Source organism: Polaribacter sp. Hel1_33_96 (assembly GCF_002846595.1).
GTDB lineage: Bacteria > Bacteroidota > Bacteroidia > Flavobacteriales > Flavobacteriaceae > Polaribacter.
Map to the genome: position 1 here is coordinate 2,512,593 of NZ_PJMV01000001.1, position 13,860 is coordinate 2,526,452.

Here is a 13,860-nt window from a genome sequence, read left to right on the forward strand (position 1 = left end):
AAAATGACCAACTACAATTTAACAAAATACGAAGTAACACTTTAAAAAAATCTATTTGATGTATCTTGCTGGCCTATCTAAAGGTGAAAATTATGGAAGATACTAAGATGCTCAATTATGTTAAAGATGTATTAGAAAATATGCCAACTGATTGGCTGAATCTAACAACACATCGACTAGATATTTATGATGAAAATTTGGCTAAAACTGAATTCTTAGAACAGTTTGAAACCTTATGTAACACCAATAATTCTGATGTCACTGCGCTCCATGAATTGCAAACTGCTTATGACTATATTCGATTAGGACATCCATTATCTTGTATACTCGAGTGGGCAATTGCTCACTTAAATAATATAAAACCAGAAAATGTAATTAGTTTTTCTTCAAAGACAATTCCTATTCTAGCCATTCTAAGAAAAAACTTATTAGATCATAAAAATACCCAAATTGTCTATACAGGTGAATTACCAACTTTTTTTGATGCTGAATTATTAAGGAATATTTATGGGTATCAATTTGAACTAAAACATATTAAAAAAGTCGCAGATATTTCTGAGTTTAATGGCAGCACCATTTTTGTTTCACAAGAAACTACAATTAATGCGAATGACCTCAACTCAAATATTGACTTTTTTATCAACATATATGAGCACCTTGGAAGTGTTTTACTAGTAAACGGTGAACAAAATGAACGTTATATTTCAGAAATTCAGCATGTAAGAAGAAGAGAAACGATTGCCATGACGCCAGCCAATTCTCTTACTGCATTGCAGTCTTTAGTTAACAAATCTCCTCTTAATATTCCAACAAACGATCTAGAGACCAACAAAAAAATTGTTTTAGATACAATTACAAGCATTACTGGTGCTGATACAAAACCATTAGTGGGTTCTAGTGGCCTCTCCATACAATATGCTATTATGATGGGGCTTATTGATGATGCCCAAGAAAATCATCCCGGAAAGGCTATTAAATTTATTGTTCCGCCAAATTGTTATGGAGGTACAAATGACCAGGCAAGACGCGTTGCTGCTTGTATTGAGAATGTTGAAGTGGTAGATTTACCAGTTGATGGCGACAATGATATGGTGCAAAGTATTGATACCATTTTGGCTAAAATTGCTATCGAAGATGCTGTTCCTTATATTATTGCAGAAATTCCTACAAACCCAAGAGTTGAGGTACCAAACCTGATACAATTAAAAGAAGTTTTAGGTAAAGAACGAACAACTAAAACTGGTAAAATTGCAATGGATCCTGTTTTTATTTTAGATCAAACATTTTGTCCGAATGTTCACTTTTTAGGTGAAGGTGAACTACTCTCAACCGTTAGTGCTATTTCGTATGCTAGTGGGTCTAAATTTCCAAGTGGCGGGCAGTGCACTGCTGGCTATTGTGTGGGAAATAAAAAAACAGGATCTATGATGAATAAAATAGCCAACCATCTAACACTTTGTGACAACGAGGCTACCGAACTACAATATAAAATCCTGGCAAAACAATTGCCTTCTATGAACCAACGCATAAAAGATGCCTATATAAATACACGAGACTTTGTAAACTTTATTAAGGATAATTTGCCAACTGCAAAAATAAATTTTGTGTCTGAAGAGTTAGCTGCAGAGGGCTTTACCCCATCTGTATTTTCATTAGATCTGCCTACTAAAGGAACTACAGATGAAGAAAGAGAAGTCTACAAAAGAGCATTAAATCTTACTTTAATCAATTTAATGATTACAGAAATACCCAACGAAAGTAAGTTCTGTGTGAGTTATGGACAGTTAAAAGGGTGTTATTGGACCATACCTGCTACCTCTACGCAAGGCACCACCAAAGAAGGCGACAAAGATTATATTGTCCGTGCATCTCTATCTCCCAAAATAAATCTTGAACTCCATAAAAAAGTCTTTTTAGATTTTGTGGCAAACATTTAATTTTAAAGAGCTATTAATAAAAACACGAAACTTATTTATACTATCTAGCAAATATATTCGCGCCAATACACGCCTTAAAACCAACGCAACCTTTTTAAAGTTGTGTTGGTTTTTATGTATTGGAATAAACACTTTCAAATAGAGGTATACTTTATTCGAAATTAAAATTTTACACTGACATAGGTCATTTTAATGTAAGCACCTTCTTACTACTTTAGCCTTGCAAATATTGTTTAACTTAATACCACAAAACTATGTCACTCGTAAAATTTAAAAGAAAACCTTGGGGGAATTTAATTACATCAGACTTTTTTGATACTGACGATTTTTTTGAAAACCGTTTATGGAAAAAGAAAATGGATGAGCCCGCTTTGAATGTTAAGGAAACGGATGAAGCCTTTGAAGTTGAACTGGCAGCGCCAGGCTTCGCAAAGAAAGACTTTGAAGTTACTATTGATGATGACTGCTTAAATATTTCAGCAGAAAAATCAGATTCAAAAGAAGAAAAAGAAGAAAACTATACTCGTAAAGAGTTTAGCTATAATTCTTTTGAAAAAAGATTGCAATTGCCAGATTCTGTAATAGATGAAGGTATAAAAGCAAGGTATAAAGATGGTATCCTTAGCTTCAAACTTGCTAAAAAAGAAGAAGCCAAAGCTCAAGAACCAAAATTAATTGAAGTTATGTAGCGGCAAGCTTCCGCAGTATTTCAACCATAACAGCCCTCTTACCCTTATTTTCAAATTCAAAAGATAGGGTAAGAGGGTTGTTTATTTTCACATCTTTAAACAAACTACGATGCCAGAAATAATTGCACATCCTTTTGCTTTAGACCTAAAAACCCTGGTAAAAAGGCTAAAAAGTTCTATTGACAAAGGTTTAACACAAGAGAATGCGGGGTTTCTTATAAATGAATTTGGAAAAAATGATATTACTGTCTCGAATAAAAAACCAACTTGGCACATTCTACTTGATCAATTTATTGATCCAATTATTTTAATTTTATCACTTGCTGCTCTTTTTACTTTTTTATTTACAGACGATTGGCCAGAGTGTATTGCGATACTCGCGGTTATCTTCACTACCATTATCATAGGTTTTGTAATGGAGTTAAAAGGAATACGCTCTCTAGAAGCACTTCAAAAAATGGCTTCCACAGATTGTAATGTGCTGCGCGATGGAAAAATAAAAACCATAAAATCTACATTCCTAGTCCCGGGAGATATCATTTTAATAGAAAAAGGTGATGTTATCACAGCAGATGCTCGATTAATCACCAGCGATAATTTATTAATAAAAGAAGCATCCCTAACAGGAGAAAGCAATGCTATTCAAAAAGAAATAAAGCGCTTACCCAAAAACACCATACTACCCGAAAGAACTAATATGCTCTTTAAAGGAACATCAATGGTTCAAGGCAGTGCCAAAGCAATTGTTGTACATACTGGATTTGAAACGCAGCTCGGTAAAATTCAAAAAATGGGGCTTGACATTGATGAGCAACGCACACCTTTAGAAAAAAAATTAAACGCCTTAAGCAAATGGCTAATTTGGCTTACATTAATCTTTGCAATTCTTATCATTCTTACAGGATACCTTAGAGGTATAGCGCTGCTTATCATTCTTAAAACAGCTATAGCGTTGGCCGTTGCGGCGATACCAGAAGGCCTGCCAATAGTTGCAACAATTGCCTTAGCTAGAGGGATGCTAAAATTATCAAAAAGACAAGTAATTATTAAAAAGATGGAGGCTGTTGAAACGCTGGGTGCAACAAATATTATTTGTACAGACAAAACAGGAACGCTCACCGAAGATAAAATGCAAGTGCATACACTAGCCTTTGAAGATGAAACCATATCGGCTGTTCACAACAAAAACAATCTATACTTTGATAATTTACGAGATCAATATGCATTCAATAAAATGATGATGGTAAGTATTTTATGTAACAATGTACACGTAGATTCAGAGCAAATGCGAGGAGATAGTGTTGAAGTAGCCCTAATTCAGTTTGCTGAAAAATTAAAATTTGATATAAAATCCATTAAAGAAAAGTATCCTGAGGCCATGGAGATTCCTTTTGATGCCCAAAGAAAATTCATGGTTACGCTGAATAAAAATGGCAACAAACGTTTTAATGTCTTTGTTAAAGGAGCCTTTGAAAGCATACTACCGTATTGTGATAAAATCTTGCTTGGAAATGAACAAAAGAAATTTGAAAATAAAGAGGCTTGGTTTCATCGTGTTGATAAATTAGCCTCGCAGGGTCTAAGGGTTTTGGCGTTTGCATATAAAGACCTTGCCGTAAAACCAAAAAAAGAAGCGTTGTCATCTAAACTCACCTTTGTAGGAATTATTGGGTTTTTAGATGCCGCTAGAGATGATATAAAGGCTACAATACAAGTTTATAAGAATGCCGGAATTAAGGTTGTTATGATGACTGGAGATCATGCTGGTACCGCAAGAAAAATAGCTGAAGATGTAGGTTTATTTACTAATCACTTAGAAACTAACGGGGTTATTCACGGACGAGACTTAAAATTTGAAGAAGGACTTGATGCTAATATGAAAGAAAAAGTATTAAATGCTGCTGTTTTTGCCAGAGTATCACCAGAACAAAAATTGAAATTAGTACAATTTTATCAGGAAAACGCGAATACGGTAAGTATGTTTGGAGATGGTATAAATGATATACCTGCGTTACGAAAAGCAGATATTGGCATTGCCATGGGTATTAGAGGAACACAAGCTGCCAGAGAAGCCGCAGATATCATTTTAAAAAATGATAAGTTCACCGCTATGGAATTAGCCATAAAGCAAGGGCGCGCCATTTTTGATCATATTCGTCAATTTGTAGTTTACCTATTATCTTGTAATCTTGCAGAGGTAGTGTCCGTGGGTATTGCGGCATTACTTGCTTTACCAGCACCTTTACTGCCATTACAAATTTTATTTTTGAATCTTGTTACAGATATATTTCCTGCATTAGCATTGGGCATGGGCAAAGGAGAAGTTGATATTATGAAACGTGCGCCTAGAAAACCTAATGAGCCTATTATGACACCTCAGCTTTGGTCTTCCACTATTGTTTACGGATTATGTATTACCGCGGCTGTAGTAGGAATTACAGCCTATGCGCATTTTACATTACAATTATCACCCATTAAAATAAACAATATGGCCTTTTACACCTTGGTACTGGCTCAATTGTTTAATGTATTAAACATGGCTAAAAACAAAGTAGCCTTCTTTAATAATGAAGTTATTAAAAACCCTTGGGTATGGGGTTCTATTGCAATATCATTAGTTATTACCGCAGGTGCATATCGCATTCCGGCGATTGCCGAGGCTCTTTTCCTTACTAGTTTATCTTGGGATCAATTGGGATGGGTATTGGTCTTTGCATTTGGATCGTTAGCTTTAGCACAAATAATTAAAAGAAATGGTGGTACTTTTTAACGTTTTACTTAGCTAATTAACTTCTCTTAAAAATAGAAATTAAGGGTTTTAAAGTCAACACCTTAAAACCCTTAATTTATTAAATATTGTTTTTAAACAGCCTTCTATAATCGTTTTGTATAAATTATTAAACTGCTACAAGAAATTACCTTTTTCATCTGATTTTACTCTAATTGTCTTTTCACCATTCGTTAATTTTAATTTATATATTTTCTTGGCATCCCATTTCTTTTGGTTAAAATTTACCGTATAAATATCTTTTTCTACTTTCCATCGAGGAAATCTTTTTACTAAAGCTCTACTCACTGAAATAGGTAATTTTACATTTTTATAACGCTCAATGGTTTTAAGTATATTTCCGTCTTTGTCATAGACAGCTACCGCATAACCTTCAGGGATGTAAAAAGACACATTATAGCCATCATATTCATCGCTGTAATACTCTTGCTTTGTAACATCAAAATTTGAAACTTCAACTTCTAGTTTCTTTACATTGGAATCAGAATCTTCGTCTACAACTGCAAAAAGATATTTGTATTTAACAGGATGAATAATGACTTCGTCTAGTTCGATTATTTGAGAAAATATGGGTACTGTTAATCCAAAAAGGAATAAAATAAGGAATAAATTTTTCATAATATGATTGTTAAGAATTAATAATACTCAAAATTAACAAGCAGCTGAAACATATAAAATGATCTGTATCATCTTACTTAATTCAATCATAATAGCCTTGGATTACTAGCTTACAAATTGCAATTAAATTTCTCGCTAATTTCTTCAATAATAGAATTTATTCGTTTGTCTTATCTAGCAAATTCATGCTGATAAACCAACTATGTTACCAAATGCACTAACCCCTTTTCTAGTGGAGCGCAATTAAAAATCAATTGTATTTCTAGTGAAATAAAAAATATAAGAACTACATCATCTCTATTTGATATTTGTTGAATTTTAAGACTCCTTTGCATGAGTCAAATCATTTGTTTTTAACCGAAGCTTTTATGAGAAATATCATTTTTAAAGCTAGCTCACCTTTGTATTTTTGGAAATGTATATCTATGAAGTTAAATCATATTCGTTTTTCTTTCTATTTAATACTACTAATTGCATTGAAAGCTAAATACAAGTATGAACAAACATCAAAAACATACAGCACTACTTCAACAAATTTTTGACGCTTCCTCTCAAGCGATACTTGTAATCGATAAATACAAAACTATTATACAAGTAAATAAAGTGGCTTGCGATTTTTTCGCTTTTGAAAAAGCAGCATTAATTGGCCTAAAATTAGATGCTTTATTTCCTGCTATAAATTATAAAGAAGGAAATTATAAGGGTATTTGGATTCATAAAAAAAATGGCTTAAAAGCTTTAGTTGACCTTCGGGTGCAAACTATACATGATAATGATATTGCTGAAGCTGCTTTTTATATTACAAACATTGCAGATAATTTGATATTTCAATCGACTCATAAAATAAACCGAAACAATTTATTGAATATAGAAAGTGATGGTAATATAGGCACTTGGCACTGGATTTTTGATACAGATGAGCAACACTGGTCTGATGAGTTATACAAAATTTGCGGACTATCTCCTGGAGATAATAACCTAAACGCTCGAACAGCAGTATTATTTCTTCACCCAGATGATAGGGAACTCGCCAGAAAAACTATGAACTATGCTATTGAAAATAAAACACCTTACCTCTATGAAAACAGAATTTTAAGGCCAGATGGCACCATAAGATTCATAAGAGCGAAAGGCAAAATGGAATTTGATAGTGCAAGTAAACCCATACAAATTTCTGGAACAGTAAAAGATATTACCGAAATTAAGAAAGCTGAGATTACTATAAAAAAGGAGAAAAATTTACTCTTTAATTATATGGATACTGCATCTTCAATTTTTTTAGTTATCAATGCAAATCATAAAATTGAATTTGCTAATCGGAAAGCGCGTGAAGTGTTAAAAGTTTTAGATTCAGAAATCATTGGTAAAGACTGGTTTAATAGTTTTATACCAAAACACAACAGAAAGCAATTATCAACATTATTTGACCAAGTAATAAAGGGCGAAACTGTGCCTCCAGACACCTATGAAAATATAATCTTGGTTGAAAATGAAGAAAGGCTCATTCAATGGCGAAACGGAATTTTAAGGGATGCTAACAAAAATATTATAAGTATTGTTAGTTCCGGAATAGATATTACGGAGCAAACTTACAATCAAAAAAAATTAAAAGAACAAATTGATAAGAATGCTGCCTTACTCCGTGCTATTCCAGATATGATATTTGTTCAGGATAATGAGGGAACATTTTTAGATTTCCACGCACCAGATCCTACAAAGCTATTAACTTCTAAAAATAAAGTTATTGGAAATAACATGAAAGAAATTCTCCCAGCAAAGGTGCATAAACTCTTTCATCAAGCGCAATTGCGCGTTCTAAAAAAGAAGCAAGTAGAAATGGTTGAATACACAATTGAAGAGCTTGAGAGGACAATCTTTTATGAGGCGCGCATAGTGCCCATGAATGCAAAAAAATTGCTTACCATAATAAGAGATGTTACCGTAGAAAAAAAAAATGAAAAAGAACTGGAAGAGAGTAAGCGAAAACTAAAAATTTACTCCGAAATATTAGAGAAAAAAGTACAAAAGAGTTCAAAAGAGATAAAGGTTGCCAAAGAACAAATTGTTACTTCAAATTTAAACCTAAAAGATCAGATACAAGAAACACAAGTAGCTGAAAAAATTGCACTTGTTAGTAAATCCTTATCTACAGCTATTGCCAAGAACTTTCCTAATGGATTTATTATCGTATTCAGTATAAACTCGGAAATACTACTGAAAGAAGGGGAAGCTATATCTCAATTAAAATTAAATAAATTCATTTCTGAAGGTATGTTTGTCGATGACGTTAGTATCGTTTCCGAAAAACAAAAGAAAAAGATTAAAGTCCAAATCAGAGAGACCATAAATGGTAAACACCTTCGCTTCGAAATAAAATACAAAAAAAAACATTTCTCTGTGAATACAAAGCCTTTATTGGATGAAAATGATACTATTTCAAGCGCGTTATTTGTATACAATGATATTACTTTTCAAAAGAAAATTGAACTTAAAGTCCAAAATGCCTTAAAGAAAGAACAACAACTTAATGAGCTGAAATCACGTTTCATTTCCATGGCGTCGCACGAATTTAGAACTCCACTAAGTGCTATAAATACCTCTGCAATTCTTATTGATAAACAAAACGAACCTGGCAAGGAAGAAAAACGCGAAAAATATGTTGGAAAAATCAAGAAAAATGTAAAAAACCTGGTAGTTATTTTAAATGACTTCTTATCACTTAGTAAATTGGAAGAAGGAAATATTACAGTCCATGGAGAATTATTTGATTTAATTGACTTTTCTAAAAAACTAATTGAAGAAATAAAAATTACAACAAAAGTAGGTCAAAATATTATTTTTTCATCCCTAGAAAGTAAAGTATTCATTAAACTTGACCCAAAACTAGTTCGCCATATCCTGCTAAATTTATTGTCTAATTCAATTAAATATTCCCCAGAAAATAGTCAGATTAATTTTAAAATTAAAGAAAATAGCACGCATGTTTCTATAGAAATAAAAGATCAAGGTATTGGCATTCCAAAGGAGGAACAAAAACAATTATTCGAACGTTTTTTTAGAGCTAGAAACACATACAATATTGAAGGTACGGGGATTGGTCTTAATATCGTAAAGCAATATGTAGAACTTATGAATGGCACTATTGATTTTAAGAGCCAGATGAACAACGGCAGTACTTTTAAAGTGAAGTGGCCAAAACCTAATGAAAAATAAACTAATGAAAAAGATACTAATCATAGAAGACAACTTAGATGTTCGAGAGAATACTGCAGATATTTTAGAGTTGGCAAACTACAAAGTTTGCACCGCTGAAAATGGAAAAAAAGGAGTCCAAATAGCTAAGCTAGAAAAACCCGATATTATTATCTGTGATATTATGATGCCAGAACTTAACGGATATGACGTCTTAGAAAACTTACATAAAAACCAACAAACAGCAAGTACTCCTTTTATATTTCTTACCGCGAAGACTGAAAAAATAGATGTTAGAAAAGGAATGAACCTAGGTGCTGATGATTACCTTACCAAACCCTTTGAAGAAAACGAATTGTTAGATGCTATTGCTACTAGACTTAAAAAACATCAGCTTTTAAAAAAAGAATTCTCAAAAGATCTTAAAGGGGTCAATCAATTTTTTGATGAAGTATCATCTTACCAGGGAATGAAGGAGCTTTCCAAGGACCGTAATGTAAGATTATATAAACGAAAAGACTTTATTTTTATGGAAGGTTACCCAGCCCATAAACTTTATTTTGTGCAAAGTGGCGCTATAAAAACCTATAAAACCACGGAATCAGGTAAATGCCTGGTTACAGGTATAAGTGGACCTGATCAATTTATTGGTCAATTATCATTGATTGCTGATAAAGGTATCTATAGAGATACTGCATCAGTTATAGAAGATGCAGAGATCATTGAAATTCCTAAGACAGATTTTACAACGTTATTATATGGTGACAAGTTAATTTCGAATAAATTTATTACTATGATATCCAACGATCTTATTGAACTTCAAGAAAAATTGGTAAGTATGGCTTTTGCTTCAGTGAAACAACGATTAGCAAAAGTACTATTACAGTTGCATTCTAATGAGCCACATACTAGTCCCGAAACTAAAGGAATCCATATTTCAAGAGAAGATTTAGCGGGTCTTATTGGCACTGCCAACGAGACCGCTATTAGAATGCTTACAGATTTTAAAGATGAAGGATTAGTGATTATTGGTCCACACAGAGAGATCATAATTATAGACAAAAAAAACATAGACGAGATTGCTCAATTTGGGTAAAAAACTACAAGATAGAACTTAGCGGGTCGCAGCCAACTACTAGAGGATCTATACATTGAAAATAGCACTATACTTGGTTGCCAAAATAGACGAGATGGTCGTTAACCAAAAAGTGTTCGTTTTGAGCGAATACTGAACGGAAGTAATTTGAAAATAATTATGATTTATAACCATCAATAAAAGTTTTCCTATTAAGGAAATACTGGCCGTTTATAAATTAAATATCATCAAAATAAACACTTTTTACTAATTACAATCTAATGATTAACGAGCTGAATGGCCTCCTTACTTATTTCAAAAAAACGGTAACTTAAACACATAAAAAAAACTGGAAAAAACATGTTTTTCCAGTTTCTGGATCAGTATAAAAATTAGTTTATTTATACAAGACCCAAATCAAATCAATCCCCCAATTGATAAATTCTTGAAATTATTTCTATTTTATCTTTAGCACTTAATTATAAAAATGAAACTGGAAGCCGAAGCTTCCAGTTTCTTATGATGCAACTAGTATTACTTAATCCTGTTCAACACATTAAAAAGTTTTATTTCTAAAACTCTAAAACAACATATGGTCGTCCTAATGCAATGTCAATCGCGTCATAATGACTTTGCTTACCTTTCGGAAGACAAAAGTCAATTCTTTATAAGGAAATCGAGACACCGAAATATCTCGATTCCCTTGAAGATATCAAATGTAGTTTAAGGCTACTTGCAATCTTGAGTAACTAATACAAGAAAACTCTGCAACGCTAGACTTAAAACACGTTTGGATAACTCCAAGATTTTGAGGATACTGCTATCCCTAAAATCTATATTTTAATATTACCAAAGAACTTATTACTTTAATTATACTGCTAATGTAAAGCAACTTCTAAAGATGAAAAATGACTTATATCAGTTTCCTAATATTTAGATTAAAAAAATGATTATATATTATAAAAAAATGAAACTGGAAGCTTCGGCTTCCAGTTTCTTATGATGCAACTAGTATTACTTAATCCTGTTCAACGCATTAAAAAGTTTTATTTCTAAAACTCTAAAACAACATATGGTCGTCCTAATGCAATGTCAATCGCGTCATAATGACTTTGCTTACCTTTCGGAAGACAAAAGTCAATTCTTTATAAGGAAATCGAGACACCGAAATATCTCGATTCCCTTGAAGATATCAAATGTAGTTTAAGGCTACTTGCAATCTTGAGTAACTAATACAAGAAAACTCTGCAACGCTAGACTTAAAACACGTTTGGATAACTCCAAGATTTTGAGGATACTGCTATCCCTAAAATCTATATTTTAATATTACCAAAGAACTTATTACTTTAATTATACTGCTAATGTAAAGCAACTTCTAAAGATGAAAAATGACTTATATCAGTTTCCTAATATTTAGATTAAAAAAATGATTATATATTATAAAAAAATGAAACTGGAAGCCGAAGCTTCCAGTTTCTTATGATGCAACTAGTATTACTTAATCCTGTTCAACACATTAAAAAGTTTTATTTCTAAAACTCTAAAACAACATATGGTCGTCCTAATGCAATGTCAATCGCGTCATAATGACTTTGCTTACCTTTCGGAAGACAAAAGTCAATTCTTTATAAGGAAATCGAGACACCGAAATATCTCGATTCCCTTGAAGATATCAAATGTAGTTTAAGGCTACTTGCAATCTTGAGTAACTAATGCTAGAAAACTCTGCAACACAAGACTTAAAACACTTTTGGATAACTCCAAGATTTTGAGGATACTGCTATCCCTAAAATCTATATTTTAATATTACCAAAGAACTTATTACTTTAAATATACTGCTAATGTAAAGCAACTTTTAAAGGTGAAAAATGACCTAGGTCAGTTTGAGTATCTTTCTTAAATTATCTCTAAAAAAAAAGTCTGAAATCACCTTTTTGAACTCCAATATTTTTCCCTGTACAAAGGATTGTTATCCTCTTTCTTTCCTATTTTCAAAGTCTTGAAAAACATAGTAAGCCATTGTATTATTCGACTCATTTACTTTTAAAACCTTATTGCTGTTAACACAACATCGATTCCTAAAAGAATTTTTATAAAAAACTTAATCTACAGATGTCGCTGCTGGAGGCGTTAACAAATTAAAAAACTGATCTAATTTAGGAAGGATGATAATCTCCGTTCTACGATTAGCTGCTCTACCTTCAGAAGTTTCATTTGTTGCTTTTGGCACGTATTCTGAGCGTCCACCAGCACTCATTCGTTCGGGTTGTACATTAAAATCGGTTTGCATTAAGCGTACAATAGCCGTTGCTCTTTTAGTACTTAAATCCCAATTATCTTCGATACAGAATGTTTTAATAGGAACTGTATCTGTGTGGCCCTCAATCAAAATATCTAACTCATTATGATCATTCACAATACTTGCTATTTTTCCAATAACCTCTTTTGCTGAATCGTTTATACTAAAACTTCCCGATCTAAAAAGCATTTTATCCGAAATAGAAACATAAACAACTCCCTTTTTTATCTCAATATTTATATCCTCGTCATCGAAATAGTCTAAAGATCGTTTCAAATTCATTACCAAAGTCAGATTAAGTGAATCCTTTCTTTGCATAGAGCTCGTTAAATCTTTTATATAGGAGTTCTGTGCACCCAAAGCTTCTAAAGATTTTTTAATACTCTCGGCTCCCGACTTACTTACTACCGAAAGGTCTGAAAGCCTGTCTAAAAGATTTGTATTTGTACTTTTAAAATACTTTATTTGCTGCTCGAGCGCTTTGGATTTACTCTTTTCATTTGCTAAATTATTTTCTAATATTAGACGTTCATTAGAAATATTTTTGAGATTAGTTTCGCAAAGTTCTGCGCTGTTTTGAAGTTCTGAGTATTTTTTTTGACTCACACAAGCGGTCAATAAAAACAGCATTGTCACGCTTATTAAGGTTATGGTTTTCATCTTTTTTAACTTTAATTATTTATAATATATTGTTTTAAACAGTTGTGACTTAAAATATTCAATTTCAAACATTAACAGTAACATTGCTAAAGCAAAAGGATAATTCATTTTTAATACTGAACTATTATATTATTCCATAAGAACATAGCGCTATATGAAAATATGATTAAAAATAATTCTTTTTAATGCCTTAGGCACTTCTCCTCTAATATCCTCTATCTCTCCTGGTGAAACATATCGCTTTAACATTAAAAACGTCTTATCAATATAATCTTCAGCAATTTCGTCTAATTCAAAATCAGACATAGCGGTTTTACCATTGAACGATCTGATGAGGTCAATAAAACCCTCGATGTTTTTCACCTTTTCTTTCTTCATTTTACTAGACCACCCGTTCACATAAACAGCCTTTAAAAACATAGGAAGTTGCGCAATAAACTGCAATGACTCTTCGGTAGAAATAATATAACGTAAACCATGTAAAATAGACATCAACACACGACCTGCTCTTTCTGGGTTCTCTGAAAGACCAAGCTCTTTAGCATATTGTTTAAGAAAAGTATTTCCTTCTGCTGCATATTGATTAAAATTAAGTGCCATAA

General features: G+C 32.4%; 8 protein-coding genes. 5 read left to right on the top strand and 3 right to left on the bottom strand.

From position 1 onward, the window contains the following. Positions 1-92: 92 nt before the first annotated feature. From ATE90_RS10855 to ATE90_RS10865, 3 genes are all read left to right on the top strand, one after another. Entirely contained in the window at positions 93-1,937 is a 1,845-nt protein-coding gene (locus tag ATE90_RS10855) for a cystathionine beta-synthase (protein WP_036783995.1), read from the top strand. Between the two features lie 254 nt (positions 1,938-2,191). Then, positions 2,192-2,626, top strand: a complete 435-nt coding sequence (locus ATE90_RS10860; RefSeq protein WP_036783998.1) for an Hsp20/alpha crystallin family protein — start codon at positions 2,192-2,194, stop codon at positions 2,624-2,626. Positions 2,627-2,735: 109 nt separating this feature from the next. Beyond that, positions 2,736-5,396 carry a cation-translocating P-type ATPase gene (locus ATE90_RS10865; RefSeq protein WP_254712317.1) on the top strand — a complete coding sequence of 887 codons (2,661 nt, stop codon included), beginning with the start codon at positions 2,736-2,738 and terminating at the stop codon, positions 5,394-5,396. 135 nt (positions 5,397-5,531) lie between these two features. Here the strand turns inward: ATE90_RS10865 and ATE90_RS10870 are convergent, their stop codons facing one another. Beyond that, the gene (locus ATE90_RS10870) at positions 5,532-6,032 is read right to left on the bottom strand and encodes a hypothetical protein (protein ID WP_036784003.1); all 501 of its coding nucleotides are present in this window, start codon (positions 6,030-6,032) and stop codon (positions 5,532-5,534) included. A 495-nt stretch (positions 6,033-6,527) separates the two neighbouring features. On the opposite strand from ATE90_RS10870, the gene ATE90_RS10875 reads away from it, so the two are divergent. Continuing rightward, a complete protein-coding gene (locus ATE90_RS10875) occupies positions 6,528-9,245 on the top strand; it encodes a sensor histidine kinase (protein WP_101451393.1) in 2,718 nt (905 codons plus the stop codon). Positions 9,246-9,249: 4 nt separating this feature from the next. After that, positions 9,250-10,320, top strand: coding sequence for a response regulator (locus ATE90_RS10880; RefSeq protein ID WP_101451537.1), 1,071 nt, complete (start codon positions 9,250-9,252; stop codon positions 10,318-10,320). A 2,080-nt stretch (positions 10,321-12,400) separates the two neighbouring features. Here the strand turns inward: ATE90_RS10880 and ATE90_RS10885 are convergent. Both ATE90_RS10885 and ATE90_RS10890 read right to left on the bottom strand, forming a co-directional pair. Next, a complete protein-coding gene (locus ATE90_RS10885) occupies positions 12,401-13,258 on the bottom strand; it encodes an OmpA family protein (protein ID WP_101451394.1) in 858 nt (285 codons plus the stop codon). 150 nt (positions 13,259-13,408) lie between these two features. Then, a complete protein-coding gene (locus tag ATE90_RS10890) occupies positions 13,409-13,858 on the bottom strand; it encodes a DUF2267 domain-containing protein (protein WP_036784010.1) in 450 nt (149 codons plus the stop codon). Between the last annotated feature and the right edge of the window lie 2 nt (positions 13,859-13,860).

Excerpts from the sequence above, each read along its gene's own strand:
- ATE90_RS10855 (WP_036783995.1), top strand. The coding sequence starts at position 93 with ATGGAAGATACTAAGATGCTCAATTATGTTAAAGATGTATTAGAAAAT.
- ATE90_RS10860 (WP_036783998.1), top strand. The coding sequence starts at position 2,192 with ATGTCACTCGTAAAATTTAAAAGAAAACCTTGGGGGAATTTAATTACA.
- ATE90_RS10865 (WP_254712317.1), top strand. The coding sequence starts at position 2,736 with ATGCCAGAAATAATTGCACATCCTTTTGCTTTAGACCTAAAAACCCTG.
- ATE90_RS10870 (WP_036784003.1), bottom strand. The coding sequence starts at position 6,032 with ATGAAAAATTTATTCCTTATTTTATTCCTTTTTGGATTAACAGTACCC.
- ATE90_RS10875 (WP_101451393.1), top strand. The coding sequence starts at position 6,528 with ATGAACAAACATCAAAAACATACAGCACTACTTCAACAAATTTTTGAC.
- ATE90_RS10880 (WP_101451537.1), top strand. The coding sequence starts at position 9,250 with ATGAAAAAGATACTAATCATAGAAGACAACTTAGATGTTCGAGAGAAT.
- ATE90_RS10885 (WP_101451394.1), bottom strand. The coding sequence starts at position 13,258 with ATGAAAACCATAACCTTAATAAGCGTGACAATGCTGTTTTTATTGACC.
- ATE90_RS10890 (WP_036784010.1), bottom strand. The coding sequence starts at position 13,858 with ATGGCACTTAATTTTAATCAATATGCAGCAGAAGGAAATACTTTTCTT.